General features: G+C 37.4%; 25 protein-coding genes. 6 read left to right on the top strand and 19 right to left on the bottom strand.

The features are described from left to right. Positions 1-116: 116 nt before the first annotated feature. Positions 117-815 (top strand): zinc transporter family protein, encoded by a 699-nt coding sequence (locus MKY15_RS12315; protein ID WP_187046773.1) that lies wholly within the window; start codon positions 117-119, stop codon positions 813-815. A gap of 65 nt (positions 816-880) precedes the next feature. On the opposite strand, the gene MKY15_RS12310 is transcribed toward MKY15_RS12315, so the two are convergent. The 8 genes from MKY15_RS12310 to MKY15_RS12275 all read right to left on the bottom strand — a co-directional run bounded on the left by MKY15_RS12310 (position 881) and on the right by MKY15_RS12275 (position 8,023). Next, positions 881-1,897, bottom strand: a complete 1,017-nt coding sequence (locus MKY15_RS12310) for a serine hydrolase domain-containing protein (RefSeq protein ID WP_342537667.1) — start codon at positions 1,895-1,897, stop codon at positions 881-883. A gap of 91 nt (positions 1,898-1,988) precedes the next feature. Beyond that, positions 1,989-2,426 (bottom strand): hypothetical protein, encoded by a 438-nt coding sequence (locus tag MKY15_RS12305; RefSeq protein ID WP_067206270.1) that lies wholly within the window; start codon positions 2,424-2,426, stop codon positions 1,989-1,991. Between the two features lie 260 nt (positions 2,427-2,686). Beyond that, positions 2,687-3,067: a hypothetical protein gene (locus tag MKY15_RS12300; RefSeq protein WP_342537666.1), complete on the bottom strand. Its 381-nt coding sequence runs from the start codon at positions 3,065-3,067 to the stop codon at positions 2,687-2,689. Between the two features lie 75 nt (positions 3,068-3,142). Further along, the gene (locus MKY15_RS12295) at positions 3,143-3,622 is read right to left on the bottom strand and encodes a hypothetical protein (RefSeq protein ID WP_340765969.1); all 480 of its coding nucleotides are present in this window, start codon (positions 3,620-3,622) and stop codon (positions 3,143-3,145) included. 476 nt (positions 3,623-4,098) lie between these two features. Further along, the gene (locus MKY15_RS12290; RefSeq protein WP_067206265.1) at positions 4,099-4,440 is read right to left on the bottom strand and encodes a hypothetical protein; all 342 of its coding nucleotides are present in this window, start codon (positions 4,438-4,440) and stop codon (positions 4,099-4,101) included. A 218-nt stretch (positions 4,441-4,658) separates the two neighbouring features. Then, a complete protein-coding gene (locus MKY15_RS12285) occupies positions 4,659-6,341 on the bottom strand; it encodes a hypothetical protein (RefSeq protein ID WP_342537665.1) in 1,683 nt (560 codons plus the stop codon). A 560-nt stretch (positions 6,342-6,901) separates the two neighbouring features. Continuing rightward, entirely contained in the window at positions 6,902-7,351 is a 450-nt protein-coding gene (locus MKY15_RS12280; RefSeq protein WP_342537663.1) for an NUDIX hydrolase, read from the bottom strand. Between the two features lie 357 nt (positions 7,352-7,708). After that, positions 7,709-8,023, bottom strand: coding sequence for a hypothetical protein (locus tag MKY15_RS12275; protein WP_067206261.1), 315 nt, complete (start codon positions 8,021-8,023; stop codon positions 7,709-7,711). A 387-nt stretch (positions 8,024-8,410) separates the two neighbouring features. On the opposite strand from MKY15_RS12275, the gene MKY15_RS12270 reads away from it, so the two are divergent. Next, positions 8,411-8,665, top strand: coding sequence for a hypothetical protein (locus MKY15_RS12270; RefSeq protein WP_340741572.1), 255 nt, complete (start codon positions 8,411-8,413; stop codon positions 8,663-8,665). 464 nt (positions 8,666-9,129) lie between these two features. On the opposite strand, the gene MKY15_RS12265 is transcribed toward MKY15_RS12270, so the two are convergent. From MKY15_RS12265 to sstT, 8 genes are all read right to left on the bottom strand, one after another. Beyond that, positions 9,130-9,687 (bottom strand): NUDIX hydrolase, encoded by a 558-nt coding sequence (locus MKY15_RS12265; protein ID WP_342537662.1) that lies wholly within the window; start codon positions 9,685-9,687, stop codon positions 9,130-9,132. A gap of 174 nt (positions 9,688-9,861) precedes the next feature. After that, complete coding sequence (locus MKY15_RS12260) at positions 9,862-10,875, bottom strand: NAD(P)-dependent alcohol dehydrogenase (RefSeq protein WP_187046769.1); 1,014 nt, start codon at positions 10,873-10,875, stop codon at positions 9,862-9,864. A gap of 159 nt (positions 10,876-11,034) precedes the next feature. After that, the gene (locus tag MKY15_RS12255) at positions 11,035-11,337 is read right to left on the bottom strand and encodes a metalloregulator ArsR/SmtB family transcription factor (protein ID WP_342537661.1); all 303 of its coding nucleotides are present in this window, start codon (positions 11,335-11,337) and stop codon (positions 11,035-11,037) included. 549 nt (positions 11,338-11,886) lie between these two features. Continuing rightward, positions 11,887-12,372, bottom strand: coding sequence for a CPBP family intramembrane glutamic endopeptidase (locus MKY15_RS12250; RefSeq protein WP_342537660.1), 486 nt, complete (start codon positions 12,370-12,372; stop codon positions 11,887-11,889). A 404-nt stretch (positions 12,373-12,776) separates the two neighbouring features. Then, a complete protein-coding gene (locus MKY15_RS12245; RefSeq protein ID WP_187046767.1) occupies positions 12,777-13,586 on the bottom strand; it encodes a MerR family transcriptional regulator in 810 nt (269 codons plus the stop codon). Positions 13,587-13,966: 380 nt separating this feature from the next. Then, positions 13,967-14,698 carry a class I SAM-dependent methyltransferase gene (locus tag MKY15_RS12240; RefSeq protein ID WP_340741568.1) on the bottom strand — a complete coding sequence of 244 codons (732 nt, stop codon included), beginning with the start codon at positions 14,696-14,698 and terminating at the stop codon, positions 13,967-13,969. A gap of 610 nt (positions 14,699-15,308) precedes the next feature. Continuing rightward, the gene (locus MKY15_RS12235; protein ID WP_187046765.1) at positions 15,309-16,229 is read right to left on the bottom strand and encodes an HNH endonuclease; all 921 of its coding nucleotides are present in this window, start codon (positions 16,227-16,229) and stop codon (positions 15,309-15,311) included. A gap of 188 nt (positions 16,230-16,417) precedes the next feature. Continuing rightward, positions 16,418-17,650 carry a serine/threonine transporter SstT gene (gene sstT, locus MKY15_RS12230; protein ID WP_187046764.1) on the bottom strand — a complete coding sequence of 411 codons (1,233 nt, stop codon included), beginning with the start codon at positions 17,648-17,650 and terminating at the stop codon, positions 16,418-16,420. A gap of 752 nt (positions 17,651-18,402) precedes the next feature. On the opposite strand from sstT, the gene MKY15_RS12225 reads away from it, so the two are divergent. The 3 genes from MKY15_RS12225 to MKY15_RS12215 all read left to right on the top strand — a co-directional run bounded on the left by MKY15_RS12225 (position 18,403) and on the right by MKY15_RS12215 (position 20,376). Next, on the top strand, positions 18,403-18,837 hold the full coding sequence (locus MKY15_RS12225; protein ID WP_338653399.1) for an SMI1/KNR4 family protein: 435 nt from the start codon (positions 18,403-18,405) through the stop codon (positions 18,835-18,837). A 211-nt stretch (positions 18,838-19,048) separates the two neighbouring features. Continuing rightward, positions 19,049-19,741, top strand: coding sequence for a hypothetical protein (locus MKY15_RS12220; RefSeq protein WP_342537659.1), 693 nt, complete (start codon positions 19,049-19,051; stop codon positions 19,739-19,741). Positions 19,742-19,965: 224 nt separating this feature from the next. Beyond that, a complete protein-coding gene (locus MKY15_RS12215) occupies positions 19,966-20,376 on the top strand; it encodes a hypothetical protein (protein ID WP_187046761.1) in 411 nt (136 codons plus the stop codon). 26 nt (positions 20,377-20,402) lie between these two features. On the opposite strand, the gene MKY15_RS12210 is transcribed toward MKY15_RS12215, so the two are convergent. From MKY15_RS12210 to MKY15_RS12200, 3 genes are all read right to left on the bottom strand, one after another. Beyond that, a complete protein-coding gene (locus MKY15_RS12210) occupies positions 20,403-20,900 on the bottom strand; it encodes an LURP-one-related family protein (protein ID WP_340741565.1) in 498 nt (165 codons plus the stop codon). A gap of 125 nt (positions 20,901-21,025) precedes the next feature. Further along, entirely contained in the window at positions 21,026-21,394 is a 369-nt protein-coding gene (locus MKY15_RS12205) for a hypothetical protein (RefSeq protein WP_342537658.1), read from the bottom strand. After that, the gene (locus tag MKY15_RS12200) at positions 21,354-21,671 is read right to left on the bottom strand and encodes a general stress protein (RefSeq protein WP_067206226.1); all 318 of its coding nucleotides are present in this window, start codon (positions 21,669-21,671) and stop codon (positions 21,354-21,356) included. The genes MKY15_RS12205 and MKY15_RS12200 overlap by 41 nt, the downstream gene beginning before the upstream one ends. A gap of 345 nt (positions 21,672-22,016) precedes the next feature. Here MKY15_RS12200 and MKY15_RS12195 point away from each other — a divergent pair, with 345 nt between their 5' ends. Next, on the top strand, positions 22,017-24,401 hold the full coding sequence (locus MKY15_RS12195; protein WP_342537657.1) for a polyprenyl synthetase family protein: 2,385 nt from the start codon (positions 22,017-22,019) through the stop codon (positions 24,399-24,401). Positions 24,402-24,562: the final 161 nt, after the last annotated feature.

Genomic DNA, 24,562 nt, shown 5'->3' with positions numbered 1-24,562 from the left:
TCTCCAACTTATTTAAACGCCTCTCCCACATTATTGCTTTGAAAGTTGTACTTCATAGATGCGAGCAATCTGCATATATTTCGTAGAGAGGTTTTACGAATTATAATGGGTAGGTGATGAAAGTGAGTGCAATATTACTTGGCAGTTTTCTTTTTTTAAGTGTAAGCTTCGGAGGTGGAATTGCTTGGCTAGTATCTAAACTATTCCACAATTCAACTGCAGGATTATCACTCCTATGCGGTGGATTTTTAGTAGGATTACTGGCACTTGATATCATTCCAAGCGCATTGAAGATGTATAAGTCTTTCGGTATCATACTGGGGGTATTCATTGGATACCTATTTTTTCTAGTGCTTCGCAATTTATTCCACCCATCTGCAGGTCAAAGTCCTTCCGTTTACTTGCTCATGCTTGCCATACTCATCCATACAATCCCGCTAAGTATGACCATTGGCAGCTTAATGGAGAGTTCAATAGTCGGCATCACAATTACGGCTTCTGTAATTCTGCATCATCTTCCAGAAGGTTTTGCACTTACAACTGCTTTTCTTTCGCAAAGGAAAAAGCCATGGAAGTTATTTTTAGGTTTCCTCAGCTTATCGCTATGCTTTAGCCTATTCATCTGGATCGGGCATTACGTAAATCTGTCTACTAAAGAGCAAGGTGTTCTAATGGGGATCTCCATTGGCCTCATTGCAACTACAAGCATTAGTGAATTCATCCTGCATAATCTAAAGCTGGTACCTCCAAGATCTTTTATCACCTATATTTTTACGGGTTATTTACTAAGTACTCTATTTCATCTGTTGTTATAATTTTAGGCAATATGGATGAAAGATAGCCGACTCTTCACTTAAGCACCTGTTAGTTAAATGAGAAATTATTCAGAAAATATATCAGCTACTAAATTACTAAATTCTCTTAAATAATAGAGATAATTTTTCCCGTCAATTCCTTCATAGTTATATCTTTTGTTATACATCTTTGCAACAACAACATTATATTCAGGTATTACTAATAAAGTTGGACCTGTTACCCCTATTATTTGAAAAGCACCTTTAGGCACTCGGTCTCCAATCTCGCTTTTTAATGACGGAGTTCCTTGAACAAACCAAAACGCACCATTCAATGGAGTTTCTTCATTTTTATATGTAGGGCTTTGAACTTGTGTTGCAATTTCAATTACTTCTTTTGGAACAACTTGTTCTCCATTTATATTTCCTTTTCTTAAATGAAGATTGCCCCAATGTGCAAATTCTCGAGCAGAGACATAAAGGTTAGACTCAGTTCCATCATTTGAACTGCCCAGTTTAGATGTTGCCTCTTCGTTAGGATTAACAATAACTTTAACTAAATTTTCATTTTCTTTTGTTTGCCAAGCTGTTTCCTTATAACCTAAAGGTAAAAAGATTCTTTCGTGTAACAATTCAGAAACACTTTGGTTGTATAGTTGTTTAATTAATTGTGTCATCATTAATACATTAATCCCTCTATACGCCCACCCTTGACCTGGGTCAAACTCTCTATAAACCATTCCATACTCGTCCTCATTTAAACCATGAGAATGCGTAATTAAATTTCTAATGGTTGTTCTACCAAGTAATTCTTTATCAAATTCTTCAAAGTAATTTACTGCATAATCATCAAGACTTTTAATTTTACCTTCATGGATTGCATATGCAACAGCTAGCCCTAAATAACTTTTTCTCGCCGATGCAACATTAAACTGTGAAAATTGCGTTATAGGCAATGAACCTTCTCTATTAGAGTGGCTTCCACTGTAATGCTCTAGTACCATTTCATCATCCTTAAGTATAAGCAATGCCGATGCGGAGCAGTGATTTAGCTCCTTTATATCTTCAACCCATGAGATTAATTTTTGATATCTAATATCCAACTTTGTGTCCTCCTTTCTTTTGTCAAATTCAACAAAAAATAGATTAAACCATGTTGAACGAACCTACCCCGTTAGTTACAATAAGCACCTATTAATTAAGTGTGAATTCTTTTTCAAGAAAAGTAACTACATCTTTCCAATCTACTATTGGTGAATGTTCTTCATATTCAAATGCTCCCAAATTCACATTAGCATCTGGTTCATCTTCATAAAGTGAAAACTCTCTTATTAACGTACCATTTTTTATTACTATAAGTTCTGCATTTAAATCTTCATCATAGTAAGCATAGATAACAGATCTACCATTTGCCAGTTTCGTCCATGCCTGATTCGATAAACCAAAGAATGCTCCTCCTTCAAAGTCCACAAAATATGTCCATCCATCCTCAGTTTCAGAAATGTGTACTGATTTATCAACACAATCCCCGTACTCATCCAACTCAAATTCAATCTCTTCATTCATCCAACTACAATATTTTTTTTTAGCTTCTTCTAAAGATAAATTAATTTTAAAACAACATTCTTTCATTTTTATTCATCAGCCTCACTTCACTTTACAATGCACCTTAACTTTTCATTCTTATTAAACAACCCTACCTGTTAGGCTAACTCCAACGACCATGATGCATCACAGACTGTCGCACCCAATACGAGTAGCGCTTACGGGCGATTAATCCTCCCTTGCTTATTGCACCAGCCTTGCCTATATTCTCTGAAGAATGGGGCTGTTTTTTTATTTTCATGGGAGTTTAGTAGAATACTTCACAAACTTTTTTCTCCTCCAACTTATCATTTCCTTTTACTTTTAAGCGTTTTTGCAAATACATAACCACTTAATCCTAGTGACGCACTAATCACATAGCATTTATAATTATTCTTTTGTAAGTATTTTTCGAGTTCATTCGTATCATCGTAGCAAATCGGCCAAGCATATAATTTATGGGACTTAAATTGTTCTCTGTTCCCTACGAAAAATGTATTCAAATCTACTTCTTCAATATCAAATAAAATACTTCCCGCCATTACATGATCGAAATAATGTGCTAAGTAATCCTCGAATGTAACTGTTACAATTTCATCTGCCACCGTTTCGATATCTAATAGCAATTCATTTTCAAGAAAATTTACTGAGTACCCAATTAACACACCATCGTGAATAGATATTGTCATTCACTTCCTCCTATATACTGCCGCGTTGTATGAAAAATCAATTAGAATTACCCATGGCAATCCTACGATACTTTACTAAAAAACCTGGATTAAATGCTTTTCTATTTTAAATTTAAATTCTCTAATACTTAAGTTTGTTTCTGCGTCGAGAATACTTATTTCTATTGTTATCGTATCCCAACTTTCCAAATATGTACGCTTCACAAACCTTTGAAAACCTCTTATTTCAGAGTATTTCTCCATATACTGGGGCTTTTCATGGGATAAATCATTAATACTTTCATCTATTTCCCATTTGCCGAATTGAATATTTATGTCTCGATCAAGTTTATTTTGTGTATCAAAACCAAAAAACATGTCTCCTGTTTCTTCGTTATAATAAATCCCCATTACTTTCAAATAAAACTTAGTATCATTAATCAACAATAGTTGAATTCCTATATTATCCTCTGGATCCCCAACCCATTCCTTCCACTGTTCTTTAGTCCACATGTCCATTTTACTTGTATCAAATGTGTTCATAGTGAAATCAACATTAATATTTTCTTTTGTCATTTCCTTCGCACCCCTTAATTATCTTAATATAGTTAACCCTTTCAGTTAACTTGCTGCGTTAGTTGAAGTAGAAGGTAAAAGATTGTCTCCATGAGATCAAACCTTATACATCTCCAATCCAGATCAACTTAAAATCCGTTCATGGAAATATTTAACTTCATTACTCAATAAGTTATGACACATGCAATAGATAAAAGTCTTCCTATGTAAATGAAAGAGGGACTTTTCGCAAATCTAACATATTTATATTGTGTTTGATTCATAACTTTTTCAAGCAGATCTAGTAGACGCAATGCCCGTTTTAGGAAATATTTAATTTCATTAAGAAAAAGCTGCCCTGTAAAGGCAGCCGATTGTTTAACTAAAGTAACTTGTTAGTTGAAGAAATTATATTTCAAGAAAAATATTCTCAGATCAAAATTATGTCTATCATTTTATTTAGGTGGATTTAGTTGCCACGAAAATCCAAGCTATTTTTATTTAATGTGTAATTCTACCGAAAAGGGGTTTTTGCTGTTTTTGGAAACCTTAATACTTGAGCTGCCCATTTTTTGGATAATCTCGAAAATAACCTGCCCCTTTACATTTGACACGTCTATTCTATAGACTTTTTCTGCATCAGGATCTAGGGTATCTATATGTGCAGGTTGATTATCGACATAAACAGGTAATAATTCCTTTGTCGGTGAATTTTTACTGTATGCATTTATGGTGAATTGACGACTAAGTTCTTGGTTCTTATTTTTAACTTTTACATATAGGTTATCGCTATCTTCCTCCGTAGAAATCATACAGCGTGAGACATTTGTTTTTGTCATGTAGCCTCCTCCGATTCTTTTCTATTCTTTTTTGAGAGAATTAATAGCGTCAAGGATAGCTTTGCGATTACTATATTCACTTTGTAATAACTCATTCATTATATTACTGAATTTAGAAACTAGAGGTTCTATATTGTCTGAATTCTGGTTACCCATTAAGCTTTCCATCATAATAAGATTAGATAGAGTCATAGCCATAAATCCAGCACTATTATCGGTTACGTTGATAACGGTATTGTTTCCATTTGTAAAGGTATTGTTTCCAGCGTTTGCGGTAGCAGTTGAGTCAGCATCACCAGTTGCATCGGAATCGGCGGTTGCGTCGGCATCACCAGTTGCATCAGCGTCTCCAGTTGCATCGGCGTCTCCAGTCGCATCGGCGTCTCCAGTCGCATCGGCGTCTCCAGTCGCAGTTGCATCACCAGATGCGGTTGCATCGGCGTCTCCAGTTGCATCAGCATCACCAGTTGCATCGGCGTCACCAGTTGCATCGGCGTCTCCAGTTGCATCGGAATCGGCCGTTGCATCAGCATCTCCAGTTGCGTCGGCGTCACCAGTTGCGTCAGCGTCTCCAGTTGCATCGGCATCTCCAGTTGCATCGGCATCTCCAGTTGCGTCGGCGTCACCAGTTGCGTCGGCATCAGCAGTTGCATCGGCGTCACCAGTTGCGTCAGCGTCTCCAGTTGCGTCGGAATCGGCGGTTGCATCAGCATCAGCAGTTGCATCGGCGTCACCAGTTGCGTCAGCGTCACCAGTTGCGTCGGCGTCACCAGTTGCATCGGAATCGGCGGTTGCATCAGCATCTCCAGTTGCGTCAGCATCTCCAGTTGCGTCAGCATCTCCAGTTGCATCAGCATCTCCAGTTGCGTCGGCATCAGAAGTTGCATCGGCGTCACCAGTTGCATCGGCGTCACCAGTTGCATCGGCGTCACCAGTTGCATCGGCGTCGGCAGTTGCATCGGCGTCGGCAGTTGCGTCAGCGTCGGCAGTTGCGTCGGCGTCACCAGTTGCGTCGGCATCTCCAGTTGCATCGGCATCTCCAGTTGCATCGGCGTCACCAGTTGCGTCGGCGTCACCAGTTGCGTCGGCGTCACCAGTTGCGTCGGCGTCGGCAGTTGCATCGGCGTCGGCAGTTGCATCGGCGTCGGCAGTTGCGTCGGCATCGGCAGTTGCGTCGGCGTCACCAGTTGCGTCGGCGTCACCAGTTGCGTCGGCGTCACCAGTTGCGTCGGCGTCACCAGTTGCGTCGGCGTCACCAGTTGCGTCGGCGTCACCAGTTGCGTCGGCGTCACCAGTTGCGTCGGCGTCACCAGTTGCGTCGGCGTCACCAGTTGCGTCGGCGTCACCAGTTGCGTCGGCGTCACCAGTTGCGTCGGCGTCACCAGTTGCGTCGGCGTCACCAGTTGCGTCGGCGTCACCAGTTGCGTCGGCGTCACCAGTTGCGTCGGCGTCACCAGTTGCATCGGCATCGGCGGTTGCATCGGCGTCACCAGTTGCGTCGGCATCAGCGGTTGCGTCAGCATCACCAGTTGCGTCGGCATCAGCGGTTGCGTCGGCGTCACCAGTTGCATCGGCATCGGCGGTTGCGTCGGCATCAGCTGTTGCATCGGCATCAGCTGTTGCATCGGCATCACCAGTTGCATCGGCATCAGCGGTTGCGTCAGCATCACCAGTTGCGTCGGCATCAGCGGTTGCGTCGGCGTCACCAGTTGCATCGGCATCAGCTGTTGCATCGGCATCACCAGTTGCATCGGCATCGGCGGTTGCATCGGCATCACCAGTTGCATCGGCGTCACCAGTTGCATCGGCATCAGCTGTTGCATCGGCATCAGCTGTTGCGTCGGCATCAGCTGTTGCGTCGGAGTCACCAGTTGCGTCGGCATCAGCTGTTGCGTCAGCATCAGCAGTTGCGTCAGCGTCAGTGTTAACTATCCATGGATACCGAGCATCGCATCGTCTGCAAAATTTTTCAAGATTTTCACTTTTGTAATGACAATATTCACATTTCCAATTACTCATTTTTGTACCTCCTTTCTAAATAATGATCAAGTTGAAAAATAATAATCAACCTGTCTGGATAGCATATGTCTTTAAAAATTATTGAACTAGTTAATCTGACTAACTAACTAAATCAAAAATTTATTAGGTAGAGTTATAGTCTCTATTAAGCACAGAACCGCATGAGCAGTTATAGACTCGCTCCGCTAACGCACCCGTTTGCTTAATAAGATGACAGCTCTCTTGTAAGTGAATGCTTTCCGAATGAACCTCTTTCATAATTATCATCCTTTTAATTTCTTTTGATTTTCAATAAAATGGCCTGATAATGAAAATCCAGGCCCTTCTTTCTTCCATTAAAAAAACTCCCTTTTACGGGAGATCCTTTATGTTGAACTATTGAAAATAAGACTTCAGTAGTTGAAAAAAACAAGTTTCTGTATAACTAGTTAGGATAAAAAAATTAAAAATCAACGGTCTCTTTGATAGTTGACCATTGAATTTCGGGATTAAATTCATTGCTAGTCATCATCGTTCCAACAAATATATCATCGGTATTAGTTATGTTATTCAAATAGTGTTCAATAGTTGAACTGATAACTTTTGAGGTGTATAAACCTGATAATTCATTCTTAGAAACCCAAAATAATTCCCCTTCGTCTGAAGGAATAAAGTTCATATGCTTTGTTTCTCCAAAGTAGACATATTGCTGACGTATTTCCCCGCTATTTTTCTCAAGCAGTATGTATTCAAGCCTGAAATTTTTGATGTCATCCTTTTTAAATCCTGTCTCTTCTTCAATTTCCCTGTAACTTGCCGTCATTGGAGAATTAAGTTCATCGGATTCCATATGACCTCCAATTCCACCCCAAAATTCAAAATTAAAGATTTTACTTTTTTTCTTTTTCATCATTAGTACACTTCCTTGATGAATTAAGAATGCAGTAGCCATTTGTCGGACTTCCAATAATACCATCCTCTCTAATTCTACAATTATTTTTTAAACTAAAAGAGCATTATACGATCAAAAATCCTACTACATATAATGGCCCTTCAATGGAATAACATTATTATTACTTAACAGGTACCTGATCTACAGGTAAAACCGAAATCCCTTCTATATAGAGATAGGAAATTCCGGTTCACCTTTTTCATAAAAAATTTGATCATTTCAATAAGCCTTCTTCAACTGAACTACCCCTTTAGTCTTCCCCGCCACTTCGATAAGACCGGTAATTCAGACTTTTATAATACTGAGTTCCCAGGTTATTCATTTTAAATGATGATTTTTCTTATCCAAAATGCCATGTACTACAACTAACACAAGAATTGTTATGATTAAAATTTTGTATATCAACCGTTGATCTAAATAAAAATAAGCTATTAAAGACAAAATGCCTAAACAAATTGCCAAAATCTCTAACTTCTTTGGCTTACTCAGCAGACTCCCTAACAGAGCAAGAGTTGAACCACTTATCATAAGTATAGGAAGGTAGTTTGCATACGTATCTTCTAAGTCAAAAAACGGTCCTAAAGCAATAAGAATAAAACCTAACCATTGAAGCACTTTTCCTAATTTGTTCATCCTTGAGAACCCCCGGTCATTTGACACTTTTCTTCAACTAACCGCCATACATGTAGCGCAAAATCAGCGCTACACCACAGAAGTTGAAAATATGTGCAGAACTGTTATTGGATACTACGGCTTGCGAAGAAGGTCGATGAACTATGGTGCCATAGAACCCTATCCGTTAGTTATACTCCAACGACCACTGTGGCATCACAGACTGTCGCACCCAATACGGGCAGTATTTCCGGAAAATAAATCCTATTATAGTTAATGTACCAGCCTTGCCAATATCGAACAAATTTTGTAAAAAATTCGATATAATTACGTAGACAAGACGAACTTTGACAATTCAATAATCGGGCTATTTGATTTAGTATTCGGTATTCAGGAGGGGTAAGATAGATGAACTCAATCTATTCTAAATCGTTGTTTGTAAACCTGCTTTTACTATTGCTTACAGCTTGCAATGAAATAACGGAAATAGAAAAAGAATATATGGATGCGGAACCAGCTACGAAACTATTAAGAGACTACTTGACAGATCACCGCGCTGAACTAGTAGAGGAAAGAGTAATTGTAACAGCGTATGGTCCTGATGAACTTAATAATGTTCTCGAAGTAAATCTCATAAAATTGAACAGGAAGAAGGAGAAATAATTTAAAAAGATATTGCATCAGGAAGTAAGACGGAAACTGGAACAGGGAGGATACCTCATAAGGCAAGAAACATTTACAACAAATTAGAACAAACGAATGTATGATCTTCCAGAGATGAAAAATTATTGGAAATGTATAACTTGTTAAGCTATCAGGCGCAATTGTGGCACAACATAGCTATAAAATGAGCAACCTTCATTTTAATGCCTCACCTCACGCATTTTAACGCCCCCCCAATCTAACTTAAGTTAATTCTAAAATGCGTTAAGTTAGATTCAAATGAGCACCGAAAAAAATGGATGGCTAAAAAACAGCTTCATCCCCTATGTAGCAAGAGCTGAGGCAGTCTTTATGAATCTAACATAGTTCTATTGTGTTAGATTCGCAAGTTTTTTTAAATACACTTATACCGATGTTTTATTTCAATAAATCGTTCGGAATCCGAATCCTTCCTATAATTAGTGTTATACATTAAAAAACGTGTAGCCATTAAATTCTGTTTTTGGTAAGGGGTTCAATTTTAATCCAATCGTTTGATGATCAAAAGCGATTCGTACCAGTCCACGAGTCATATCAGCAACATTCATTGATTCCATTTCCTCCAATGAGAAAAAGCCTGCACCATCTACTTCAACTTCATCTGGTTGTGGCTGCCCTTCTAAATATTCCATCAAAAATCCAATATAAATATTATGTACTCGACCTGGATAATCCCCCAACATTACGATCGATTTCACTTTTGTAGTTACACCTGTTTCTTCTAATACTTCACGTATGACACTTTGTTCAATAAGTTCTGTTTGACCAATATAACCACCGGGGTTTGTCCATTTCCCTTTCCCAGGATTATCTTTACGGCGAACGAGTAACATTTTTTCATCTTTTATGACTAAAGCTCCAACACTTACACTGTAATTTCCCCAATGAATAAATGAACAGCTTGAACATGCTTTATACTCTTCATCATTAATGACACGTATTTCTAACACTTCTCCACAGTTCGAGCAATAATTCATTCCCATATAAAAACCTCCATATAATTTGTCATAACTATTTTTTCAGATAAATAACAAAAGCCCGAGGATACTATGCTCCAAGGACTTTTATATTTATTTAGCGTTGTTACTTTTTGATTGAAATAAAATAAGATAAATAGTCGGGCTATAAACCAATATAAAGTTTGAATATATGCTTCCTCATTCAGATACTTTGATTACGATTTTACCGAATGCTCCACGACCCAGATGCTCATAGGCTTGGATTGCATCAGAAAAGGGATAAACTGTGTCAATCACGGGTTTAATGTTCAGTTCATTAAATGCTTTGTTCATTTCATCGAAAGCTTTCCGATGCCCCACAAAGATACCTTGTATACGCGCTTGTTTGGACAACAATGAAAACAAATTTACTTCTGCCATCATACTCTTCAGGAACCCAATGACATAGATATTTCCTTGTTGTGCAAGAGCATCAATGGAACGGTTAATACTATCTCCACCAACAACTTCTAAAATATGCTGAGCTCCCTTACCATCCGTGAGCTTTAATACTTCTTTTTCCCAATCCGGTGTTTTCACATAGTTTATAACTTCTTTTGCTCCTAGAGCCCTTACTCGTTCGCCCTTTTCGTCACTGCTAGTTGTGACAATAACTCTTGCCCCTAGTGCAGAAGCGATTTGAATCGCATAGATTGATACTCCCCCCGTACCAAGAATAAGTACTGTATCGCCGGCTTTTATTTTTCCATATTCAACTAAAGAAAACCAAACTGTTAAGGCTGCAATCGGAAGTGTAGACGCTTCTTCATCTGTCATATTAGAAGGTGTCATTACCGCTGCGTCTTCGTCTAGGAGCATATATTCCGCAAGACCACCATCATTAGGTCCACCCACTGCAGTTGGGCCATAGTCCTCGGTTGGTGCTCCATCAGTCCATTTTGTGTAAAGATGGGAAACCACCCGGTCACCTTCATTAAATTTTGTTACCTCTGAACCCACACCGATTACAACTCCAGCTGCATCCGATACGGGTGTGAAAGGTTTACTCATTAAGTCTGGTAAATAATCACCATCCATAATTGATTTATCCCGGAAATTGAGGGATACAGCCTTCACACGTACCAACAGTTGTTTAGGACCTGGTTTCGGAATATCCACATCTACTAATTTTAAGTTTTCCAATCCTACGCCTTGCTTTTTCCATGCTTTCATATTCATCTTTTCCTCTTTCCTTAAATATATATTTGCAATAAGAATATTATTTATAACCACTTATTAGTCTAAACGACTCGCAACACAGAAATACATATCCCAAATTGTCGATGTGTAAGTGATAACAATAACCAAATTCATAACGGAATTTGGTTATTGTTATAGTTCTGTTTGAATGAATATACCAAGGTTTCTTATGGCTTCCTCATCCCTTTTGTAATAAGTCCATTTACCTAACCTTGTGGCCTCAATTAAACCCACTTTTTGTAAGGTTGACAAGTATTGGGAAGCAGTAGATTGAGTCATGTTTAACTTATTTGTTATTTGACTAACGCAAACACCAACTTCAACTAAATCAATCCCATCCTGTGGTTCAAAATGATCCGAAGGATCTTTAAGCCATTCTAGGATTTGCAGCCGAGCATCATTTGAAAGTGATTTAAAAATATTTATCTTATCCATGTTCACATTATACATCGACAAAAACCAATTTGTCAATTTAATAAACATTAATATCTCTATAGGTTGAAATCTATCTCCCCCCAAAACCGTTCCTGACCTTTTATCGGTCTATTTATGACACCTCCAATAATTTAAAAAGTCCCCCTTTCTTAATAAAAGAGACTATTTACAAATCGATATAAGCTAGGTAAAAGAAGTACGATAAAAACAGCAGACAGTTTAGAATTAGCAAAAGAACTACAAGTAGCAGTTAAGGCTGGTGAAGAAGAACTATTAATGTTTAATGGTCAAACTTTTAATTACCCAAATGAAAAAGGTGACCATTTAATTGAGGTAAATCTTACTGCTGATTTTGGAACGGCTAAATATGTTGGAAATATTTTAGTGAAGTAATATTAAATACTTTAGAAAAAACTACTATGTAGAGGCAGTCCCTTCTTCAACTAAAGCCCCTGTTAGTTGAAGAAGGTCTACATAAAAAAACTTACTTTATTTTTAGTGTACTATTTTTTCGATACAAACTTTGCACAAACCAGATGCTCCATTTAATTACCTCAATAAGCACTTTTTATAATTAACTAAAACTAAAACTATAGCCACTAATAAATATATTACAGAGGTAACTGTAAGAGTATTAAGTACGTTTCCAACTTGAATGACCAAAAAATAATTGAAAAGTTGGTGAATCACAATAGGAATAATGAGATTATGATTCAAGTTATAAAATGCAGTTATGATGATTGATACAGCAACAATGCCACACAAGAAACAAATGATATATTGCACCAATTGTAATCCTGAGTATCCTGACATAAGCCATAACGGTGTATGCCAGAAGCCCCAAGCCAATCCAACGATAATGGCTGATTTTAATGGACTGAATCTTTTTTGCAAATCATTTAATACAAATCCCCTCCACCCTAATTCTTCCCCGAGTGGTCCAAGAATTAAATTGTAGCCAAATAAGATAAGAAGTGAAGTCCATGAAGCAGTAAATTGTTCATATACGGGCACATTCCATACTTTGTTTGTCATTAATAAACTACCAATTAAAAGCAAAAATTGAATAAGAACGACACACAATACAGTCGATATTCTGATTCTTTCCCTAAATTGGCTTTTTATAAAGTTCCATAGGTTCCATTGGGGATAGATTTTACGGAACATTGTTACGAAGACAAATGTAGACGTCCATGATGATAGCACGAGTAATATATCTACTACGGGCTGAGACTTTAAAAAAAACATCGTCAGCCCTATGACAAGAAGAAATACAAAGAACATGACATAGGTCCATATAATATACTTTTTTACCATTCCACTCAAACCAAACACCCTCCTATATATATAAATAACCAATAGAACAGTTTGCACTTGTTCCATTGGTTATAAAGATAAACTATGGTGTTACCCCCAGGTCAATATCAATAAAAAGTATTTTACTCTTCTTCAACAGGAACATATATTTCTAAGAAGGCTCGTTCTTTGTTATCAAGATATGTAATAAGACGAGTATTAACAAAAGCAACCCCTTTTGGTTTAAGTCCTTGTTCGTTTCCCCATTCCACAGTAGATTCAAAAACTTTATATTTAATATCACTATTTCCATTTTGATACCTGCCATCCTCAACAATTGTATAGATGCATTTAGAATATTGTAAATAACATCCGATATTTTCCTTATGTATCGTTTCATGCTTTTCAACAATATACATCTTGGAATCTAGAAACCCGTTTTCATCAAAAGTAAATTTCCTCATGATTTTGCTAAGAATATCATCCTTCATCATATCCATATTTTGCAATAAAGCAGGATACTCCAGAAAGGAATAAAAGTCAGAAAACTCATCAATTACTTCATAGGTTGGGAATTTCCTTATGGAGTATTGGTTTAAGTGTTCTTTTAATTCCTCACAGAATACTTTTGTTTCTTTTATTTTTTGAAGCATGAATTTTTTATTTCGTATGGTTTCTTCTAATTGTTCGGCTTTTACTTCTAATAAAGTTTCCAGTTCTTCTATTGCTCTTCCTTCTTGTAGTTTTCTAACTTCTTTCATCGATAAGTTTCTCTTTATATAAAAATCCGCTACCAATAATGTATATATATCATAATCATTATACTGTCGATAATTATTTGATTCATCATGGTTTGGTTTTACAATTCCTTGTTTCTCGTAATACCTAAGTGCATCTCTTGATACACCTAGAATTTCAAATAATTGACTTGTTCTATAAGTATTCCTTTCCATTCCATATTGACCTCCTAAAGATATAATATTCATTGAGTAATTTTAAATAATTACTATACAATCACGGACCTTATTAATATGACCGAATATTTATTCTCAATCTTCATAATTATGTTAACATAAATATTCAATTAAAGTTTATCTCCCCTCTAAGCCATCCTTTAGAGGGGAGATAACTTTAATCATTTTTAAAAAATAATAAATCTTTATTTATATAATCAAAATTCGTATTAAATGAATAATCTTTTTAAAAACTATAAGTAGGTTTTCTTTTTATTCTTGTTCAACTAACCTGCCCAGTTAGTTGAATAAAAAAAAGCTTTACTCATTAATGAAGTAAAGCACCTGTTAGTTCAACATTCAGTATTAGGTTATCTATTTTACTTCACACAAGAAAAAGCCAGTACAATAGGAATTCGTTGTCTTCTAACAAATTCATCTTCACTACTAAAATGTTCACGCTTTGGTGTACCCTCGCGTAAATCTAGAACTGAAAAACCAGCTTGTTTAAGTGCTATAAAATAATTTTCGATTGTTCGATGATACTTAACCACTATTTGGTCAATCCAAGGCTCTTTTCTTTCCCCCTCCTGGAAGTAGTCATCGACAATCCAATTACCGCGTTTATCTCCAGATTGCTTACTAGCAAAAGACGAAGTTGTAAGTGGATGCTGGATACTAAAAACAAATCTCCCGTTTTCTTTAAGTGTTTTATGAACATCTCTAAACAGGCGATTAATGTCTGAAACATAATGGATTGCAAATCGAGATGTCACAAGATCAAATACTTCTTTTGGATAATCATAAGATTCCATTGTTTCAAAGTGTATTGTCCCGTTTTGTTGAAGTATGTTAGAGCGTGCCACTTCCACCATTTGTTTCGAACCTTCTACTCCTGTGTAGTTTTTTGCTCCTAAATGTAAGAGTTCTTTTCCAAACGATGCATCACCACACCCTAAATCTAAGACGCTACTATCTTGAAAACTCCCAATTAACTCATAGATAATTGGTCCTTCAATTGCATTATTTGGACTATCGTTTCTCTTTCTTCTAATCATATAATTTTTCAAAAAATCGGTTTGATCATAGACGCTAGGTCCTTTAAATTCCATCGAAACGTCTCCCTCTAAAACTTGAGATGTCGGGCGAATCATCGCCACATACACAAATTAATTTATTCTATCAGTTGTTTTCTAGAATTGACAATTAGGCAGTTATTTACTTTTCAATAAAATTTATATAAAAAATTTCGCTATAACGATTCCTTATTGAACTCACCTGCCGCGTTAGTTCCAGAAGAACAAAGAGCTGCATTTGGTTAGGATACGCTAACATAGAATGGCATTATAATGCTTTTGGTGTTTTTTCCAATAACGACCAAATTAACAGCTATCTATTCGATTTGTGGTGTACTTATGTATATACTTGTTCTTTTATTGTTTCTCGGATATCTAAGGACTTTAAAAATCGTAAAGAACGCAAATAAATAAGAATGAACGTTATTTTTTTTCTTATTGGTTAAAGTAAACAGTCTGCCCTTAACGGACGCGATTGTCGAACAATGTACATGCGCCTTTTTACTAGCCAGATCCGAATAGTTCTTTAATAATTGGATGTAAATATATACAAAACCCAGCAAACTTCACATGAGATTTTTGCTGGGTTTTAAAGTTGGATGTGCAAAATGACGCCAAAAGTGACAGCCATAGCTTCTACACTATCTTATTTTTTAAATAGATTTTTTTTATGCCACTTGAAATAAGGCTTGTTCTCCTCAGTTCGGGCGATTTTCATTTTTGAATGCATACTGTACTTTTCATAATCCTCTTCCGAAATCTGTGATGAAATATGCAATCTACCTTGTCCATCGAATGCGATAAATCCATTCTCATAGAGCGCATCATGATTACAACATAGAAGGACACCATTATAAGGATCCACTCTTTCAAAACTCGTACCGTCTTTCCATGGCTTAGAGTAGCTTGCGCGAAGCAGTGCAGGTAACTCAATCTCACAAAGAACACATTTGTGATCCCAGAGTGGTAGTAAACCTTCCCTAAACTTTTGTTGCCCTAAACGAATCTTTGTTTTCAATTCCGATTCTGTTTCAGCAATCATGGGAATGAATGTGTTACGTTCTGTTTGAAGCACCGTACCAATTGCTAATTCGAGCTGCTCTTCATCTACTTGATAAATATTAAGGTCGCCAATTAATTCTATTAACTTTATTGCTAATTCCTCATTGCAAGGATATAAATACCCTTGATTACCATTTGCATCTGTTTGAAAAGGTGAATACTTAATTGGCAGAAGCGGCAAAATGTCATCAAATTTCGAGAGTACATTCACAGGTACTTCAAGTTCATGATAGTCCAATTCCACTAAATACCCATCATCAATCAAACGTTCTTGATTTTGCATAGTTGACGGATTACTCGCTATCAAGCATCCTGTTTTAGCAACACTAATCGCCACAATATTTCCTTTTACATAATGAAATATGCGATCCCCTTCATTTACCTCTATCATTCGTAGCCGTGAATGACGTTCTTTCCCACTACTGTCTTGTTGCAGTGACCAAATGATTCCTAATTCTTTTTCTTCTTGATATGTCTGACCTTGCATCACAACGAAACTTTGCATGTATGGAACACTCCCTAAATCGCAATTCAACTAGCTCTATACTCATTATAGCTGTTTTTTTCCTTTAGGCTGCTTATTGTAGTTTCAAATTGACCTGAATGAGTAAAAAAATGATTTCTGCACAACCAAAAGCCACGATCGCCGAATCATCTTCGGTAATCGTGGCTTTTAATTTTTCATCGTAATTCTTAAGACTTCACAGTAACTACTTTACCCTCTTTACGTTCCTTAGCATATTCAGCTGTAGCTGTGAACAGTACGTCAGAAGATGAATTCAGTGCAGTTTCACAAGAATCTTGAACAACACCGATGATAAAGCCTACGCCAACCACTTGCATAGCAATATCATTTGGAACTCCAAATAAACTACACGCTAGCGGGATAAGCAAAAGTGATCCGCCTGCAACACCTGATGCACCTGCTGCAGACACAGCCGCAACAACAGTAAGAAGAAGTGCAGTCACAAAATCAACTTCAATCCCAAGCGTATGGACTGTTGCGAGAGTTAGTACAGCAATTGTAACGGCTGCACCTGCCATATTAATAGTAGCACCTAGAGGAATTGATACTGCATAAGTATCCTCATCTAAGCCAAGTTCTTCACATAACTTCATATTTACAGGAATATTTGCAGCTGAACTGCGTGTAAAGAATGCCGTGATACCACTGTCTTTTAAAACCTTGAAAACAATTGGATAAGGATTTCTGCGTATATAGACATATACGATTAACGGATTCACTACAAGTGCGATAAACAACATACATCCAACTAAAATTAAAACTAATTTACCGTATACAAGTAAAGCAGAAAAGCCAGTTGTTACAATAGCATCAAAAACAAGCCCCATAATACCAAGCGGTGCTAAATTGATCACCCATTGCACGACTTTAGTAATTGCATCTGAAAAACTACCTAACACGTCTTTTGTATTTTGATTGGCATTTTTCAATGCAAGTCCAAGAACAACTGCCCACATTAAAATACCTAAATAGTTAGCATTGAGTAATGCATTAACTGGATTCGCAACTATGTTAAAGAGTAATGTTTCAAGAACTTCAACAATACCTTCTGGTGGAGAAAGCCCTTCTGCTCCTGTTGTCAATGTTAGTGTAACCGGGAACATAAAACTCACAGCGACAGCGACAGCCCCTGCTAGGAGTGTACCAATCGCATAAAGCCCAAGAATCGCTTTCATATTCGTTTTCGTACCGCTTTTATGCACGGAAATTGCGTGCATCACTAAGAATAATACTAAGACTGGTGCCACTGCCTTTAATGCACCGACAAATAAAGAACCGAAAATGGATACCCAACTTGCTGCAGTAGGAACGATTAAAGCTAAAATAAGACCGGCAATAATACCAATAACTATCCTTTTTACTAGACTTATTTGATTCCATTTAACAAATAAATTTTTCATTATACTATCCTCCAGATTTTTCTTTAAACTCGTATTATAAAAAATGCACAATCACTTCTCCACGTTGAGGCAAAATGTACTTATTTCACCTTGAAGTAGACTGAAACTTTATTTTAACACATCCTTTTTAGAATTGTGCATTATATTAGAATACTTTTTGTGGTTTACTATTAAAATCGTTTGGGCGCTAGTCAGAGATTTTGGATCATATGGACAGTGTAGGTACATAATGAAAACAAAAAAACAACAATCACTGAATTCCCTTCAGTAATTATTGCTTTAAATCCCATAAATTACATTCAATTTCACGAATGTTTTTATGGATATGGTGGGAATTGGGCCCGCCTAGGACAGTAAAAAAGAGAGCCATTATAACTCTCAAAAATACGATTAATAACCAGATCAAATAATATTTCGAGTATCGAATCTTTGAAATCTCACCCACTTAAACTATTTAACGCTACTCTATGACATCTCATTCGATAAGAGCAATCTGTACAGGTTCTACGTGTAGTTCATCATAAATGATTCTAAGACACTTAAACCTGCTCGTCTCGTTGAAATAACAGGTAAACAAACTGGCTCGGCTTACTCACTTCCCTACACCAATATTTGTAAATAAGTTATACTGTATCATGAACTGATATGCCCGTTGTTCAACTAACGCGGCACGATAGTTCAACAAGGATAACATATGAACAGTGGTGAATTATTGAATGTTAGAAAACTTTAAAGGGGGCAGGGATTAAATTATGTGGAAGAATTACATTGAGAAAATATCGAAAGAATATCATTTCAAAGCCCCAGCAACCAATTCTGAAATAACTCTTATTAAAAAAGAATTAAATATTGAATTACCAAAAAAATTATTAAACCTATTAAATGAAACAAATGGAGTATTTGATAAATTTGATTGTCCTTTGATTTGGTCAACTGGAAAAATAATAGAAGACAACTTGTTTTTTAGAAATTTTGATGATTATAAAGATATTTATATGCCATTTGATAATTTAATGTTTTTTTCTGATGGGGGAAATGGGGATTTGTTCGGTTTTGCCATATTAAATGGGAGTATTCAAAAAGAGGACATATATGTATGGAATCATGAGGATGATAGCCGAACTTGGATTGCTTCTTCGTTAGAAGATTTTATAAAAGGTTGGATTACTTCCGAAATTTCTATATAAATAGGAGGTTTCGTTCTTAACCAAACGGGTGTTTTGCTTCAATTAGGGGTTAAGCACCCTTTTCTTATTCAACTAAAAGAGCAGAATAGTTCAATAAGTGGATTGGATTTATGTGGTGAAATTAATTATTCAACTTACATGGCAAGGTAGTTTAATAAGAAGGAGACAAGGTAGGATAGACTAATTACGATGAAAAGGGAGGACTATAATTATGGATCGAATTTATTTTGTAGACAATCCTTGGCCTAATGGTCATCGAATAATCAACTTTAAGTGGAGTGCACATTTCAAATATGAAGAAGAGGAAGTATTGAAAGAAAGAACAGGATTGTATTTCGATTTACATTTGGAAACTGCAGATTATTATGAGGAAGATTTAGATTTAGATGAGAATGACGATGAAGAAGTAGACGATTGGCGCGCTAAGATTGTATGGAACAACTATCATAGTTGTACTATGTCATCTCAAGAATGGGATTATAAAGGTTTTCATGTAGGAAGTGATAAGGCACCATTTGACCTAGAGACACTAGATGGAAAGGCATATGAAATTGACTTTCTATCCAAGGATGAACAGAAAAACTTGAATCTAGATTTGACTGCCTTTGATGTTTATTTGCTCGGTCACGATGCGACAGCCTATCATATTATTAAGTTTACTAAGGAAGAAGGCCAGTCTTATCAAATTGATTGGAAAGGTAAGTTGGCGCTGGCTTATACAGGTGATTACGAGTTCAGATATGATTTTCATGCATTAATTTCTTCTACGTCATTTAGCGGAATTACTATTCCTGATGAAATAACGGATTATAGGGCCTATGAGCTTCTAGAGCGCTTCGTTAGTAAACCAACATTATTTGAATTGCAGAATGACAATGGTAAGAGAAAATTTATATTTAAATAACAATATGACTTGAATATTTATGGGATGTTACGTTTTATAAAGGCTTTTCGTTGCTATTAGGCAGTATTAGCAAAGGGGATCGATAGTAGCTCAAAGGTGAAGCGATTGAGCTTATCCGGTCGTCTGCTGTTACGGTCAATCTATCTCGTTGAATATCTTCTTTTTATTTACCTTGCCGTAGTTTTTGTAAATAAGAAAGTCACAGTTTAATAGGGGTGTAATTTATGTTAAGAAAATGGATTTTATTAATTGGTGGAGCTGCATTAACCTCTTTAATACTTAGTTTGTTTTTTGTTAATAGGGCTAGTGAAGATCCCATGCTCGCTAGAAAGATTTTAGAGCAGGCGGAAAGTGGTACAACAGAAATCTCACTGTCTACTTTAACCGATTTTGACTGGGAGAAGGCATCAGTCTATGGACCATATACAACAGTAGATGTCATAGAAGAATCATTGAATGTTGAATTTAAGGGTAGTATTAATGGAATTGATTTTAGAGAAGATATTTTTCTACTCGTATTTGCTAAGGGAAACCATGCTATAAAAACGGTAGTACTTTCAAGAAAAGTAGGTAATTATTACGAAAAGAACGGTATGCTGACACCAAAGAATGATCTATTAATTATTAAAAAATAGCTGACATTGACACTTTACTGGTCTGGTCACGCCCCACCCCCAGCCGCCGCAGCAGACTGGGCTGCTTTTGCGCAGTCAATCGCCACAACAAGCGACACGAGAAGTGGTTCCATCTCATCCTCTACAATTATTAACTGGTAGCTATCGCCCCATGTGAACCACTTTTTGCTGACAGCACCAATCAGTTCCCCATTTCGGTATACTTCGAAATCCATATCCCACCAATTCCCCTGTACTTCTATCCCTGCCACGTCAATTGAATACCGTGCTTTTAAAAAAGAAAATTCCTTCTTTATCGTTACCATTTCTTGGCCATGTACTTCGACAAAAAAAGTCGGTAGAAAACTAAACGTTTTTTTCGTGATCATCGCCACTTCTTGACAAGCCACATCCATAATCGAAAACGTCTTCGGTATTTGCATAAAGCTTCCTTCTACGAAATACACTTCATTCTCTTCTTGATCCTTCACCGAAAACTTGCCGCTCAAACTAAATACCTTTTGCTTAATATACAACTGTCTCATGTAATCCCCCCTGTACTAGAAACCCCTTTTCAGTAAAACCCGTTCTCTCTACTACGTATCGGATGACAATACGTTTCACTTTCTCCATAAATATATGGGGAAAACATATAGTCTTGCTACTCTACTCAAGCCCGCATCCGTGCCAACACCCGCTCCCCCGCCCTAGCATGTCCTAAATAATTCGGATATGCGACAACTTTGTTACGGTGGAAGTATAATATATTCGCAGCATCCAGTTCATCGAAATGAAAAAGCTTCGGCATTAAATGGGAGGCATTGGTCATTCGTTTTGGCGTCTCTCGGAACATGTCCTGATGGAGTGCGTGCGCTTCCAAAACATTCTCACTGTAATAAAATGCGAATAGTTCTGGCTCTCTAGTTTCAATGACGTACAGCTTAATCTTGCCAATACTTAACTGATTTCGTGCAACCATTTTCGAAATTGCCTCGTCGTCATAGTCGATGGCATCCAGTAATTCGGAATCTTCCTCCACTTTCACTTCCCCCTCGGCAATTGCCCAAAAAGTCCGATGGGCCAACTGAAACAGGTCTTGTACAGTTGCGATGTTTTACGATATTTATTTCTAATAGGCCCGGCATATCTGTTTCTTTATTATAGTAATTGTAACGGTATAAAAAACCGATCACATCCGCATCATTTCTCACAATGTAAATATCATTATCAGAATACCCCTGTGTTTTTAACTCGTCGATCTTATTCAAAACCTCAGTTTCATTTTGGAATGTGCCTACAAACTTTTTGTAAGCCATATCAATTTGCCTTCTAAGATTTTTATTATTTTACGCTTACCATGGTTCCATCAAAAGCCGGGAGTTATTCAACAAAAATCCAGTAATATATCATCATGAAAAGCCCCCAGCTGAAATATTCAATAAAAAAGTGTTAGTGTTGGATAGAGAAATTGAGTAAGGAGCAATGGTAAATCGTAGGATTGTTAGAGGCTGTGTATAGCTTTCTTATGATGAAAATGTTATTTTGAATAAAATAAATTTAGTTTTTGTGAAAAGTTTGGGATAGTGTTTAGATTATTAACATTGATTTGATCAATATTGCATACATATATATGAAAACTTAAAGTAGAGGTATTGATTAGTATGAATGAGAAGTTACTAAAAAATGCCGATGCATGCTATCGGTTGGCTGAGCAGGAGGCTGCTCATTATTTTAAATCACTTTCTGAACAGCTCGTGCAAAACATGGTTGCCCCTGTTTTGATAAAAGATATACAGTCTTGGAAACAGAACCATATTCATCCTTTCCCGTTATTATCTATTTTTTCGCGTGGAAAGGGAAAAACTGGTTCAGAGGGGTATCACACTTATATCCAATGGCTGGATTACACAGGTAAACTAGATAATTATTTGGATCGGAGCATTTCCTATATTTACATGCGAGATTTGGGTAAAGCCTTGGACTCACCTGACACACAGGCCAGGGTTCAACGTACAGTTGATAGTTTAAAAAATCACCTAATTGATTCCAATCCGAAAAACCCTGGAAGTAAATTGGAGATGTTTACTATGGCTGGGATGTATCGGCTTGCCCAGAAGGAAGGCGTTGAATCCACCATGATCTGGGTGATGGACAAATTAAAGACTGTATCATCCCATATTCCAGAGGGGATGGATGCTGAGGAAGCCAAGCGGAAACTTATCAAAATCATAGTCGGGGTCATCCTGCATGTGGTTGAAGAGATGGACGCTGAGATTACGCCTGAAGAACGTACCCGGAAGCTCGAAGAAGCGATTAGGCTGGGGTATTCCTATGGTCTGACGTATCCATTCATTGACGACCTTCTGGATGCCGGTGTTTTATCAAATCAAGAGAAAAAACGATATTCCGATTTAATACGGTCCACACTTATCACAGGATCTGTTCCTGAATTGGATCAGTGGACTGGAAAAAACGCGGAATTCATCAGATTTGCCCATTCGGAACTCCGAGATGCCTTTGAGTATATTAAGAGCCTTCAACGACCAGAGACAAGAAAAAGTTTTTTCGAGCAGTCTTATGTGTTTTTCAATTCCCAGGAAGTGGATCGCGTAAAGGTTCTATCCAATGCGAATTACACCAATGAAGAACTTTATATACCTGTCATTTTAAAATCCTCTTCTTCACGCTTGATTACCCGTTCAGTCATAAGTGCTCCTGAGGATGAGGGCTTCCATAACCGAACATTTTTATATGGCATTTACAACCAGCTAGCGGATGATTTTGCGGATATGTTTGATGACTTAAATGAAGAAAGAGTAACACCCTATACCTATTATTTGAAATATCACGATAAGCGCTCGGACCTCATAAATCCCTTTGAATTGTACTGGGCAGTCATCTATAATTTGATCCATAATGTCTATCGCTCTGATAGCAAGACGCGTGAGGTGATACTCGATCGTGCCATAAACGGGCTGAAACGATTAAAAAAACGAATGGGCACTAATAAATACAACGAAGTTATGAAGTTATTTGCTTCGGGAAATCCTACATTCAACAAAGTCATCCAACGTATGGTTCGAAAAGCGGATGATGTGGATTTCTTTGATAAACTGCTTCGAGATCATATGATTACGAATCTGAAAAGTGAACGGAAAGAGCAGGAAGCCTTTTTAGTTACAATCGAAACTGTACGTGACCAGATCAACGACGTATTATCTATTTCCGAAATAGGAAATACCTCTTCGATGAGTGAACCGATAATCGATGCGGCAAATTACAGTCTGAAAAGTGATGGAAAGCGACTAAGGCCAATCATGACTTGGGTCATGGGTGTGAACGAATATGGATTGGATAAGTCATCTATCGTCCCGCTTCTGAGATCATTGGAATATATGCATACGGCATCCCTCATTTTTGATGATATGCCATCCCAAGATAATGCGCCCAAGCGTAGAGGGCGTCCAACCTTACATCAGGTGTATGACGTTGCCACAGCTGAATTAACTGGACTTTTCCTGACCCAAAAAGCGGTTGAAGAACAAACATCTCTTGACCAGTACGATCCGAAAACCGTACTACGCTTGATTCGATATTCGTCTCAAATCGTAGGGGATATGTGTAGAGGACAGGCGATGGACTTGGATTCCAGAGGGAAACAATTGACGCTGGAACAATTGAATACGATGTGCTTTTATAAGACTGGGATCGCATTTGAAGCTTCTCTTATAATGCCTGCAATTCTTGCCAATGCAACGGAGTTGGAAATGGAAGCTTTGAAAAGATTCTCCCGTCATGCCGGCATTGCATTTCAGATTAAGGATGATCTGCTTGATGTGGAAGGAGATCAGAACGTACTCGGGAAACCCATTGGAAAAGATGCTGAAAACAACAATACGACATTTGTATCAATCCTAGGTGCTATCGGTGCCAGAAAAGCGATGTGGGAACATTATTGTTTTGCAATGGAAACGTTACAAGAAATTCCACGTAATACGACTTTTTTGAAGCATTTATTGAATTATCTCGTGAACCGAGACCATTGAGTTTGTTGGTTTCCAACAAACTCTTCGAAGTCTACAACCAAAGCCCAGAGCTGTCCAACGAACTCAGCCGCGTGTCCTACCAACAACGAGGTTTCTATCAAACTCTTCGAAGTCTACAACCAAAGCCCTGAGCTGTCCAACGAACTTGGCAAAGTGTCCTA

This window comes from Sporosarcina sp. FSL K6-1540 (genome assembly GCF_038620285.1).
Taxonomy (GTDB): Bacteria; Bacillota; Bacilli; order Bacillales_A; family Planococcaceae; genus Sporosarcina; species Sporosarcina psychrophila.
Note: the sequence above shows the minus strand (reverse complement) of the source record. Positions and strands in the feature narration are given on the sequence as shown.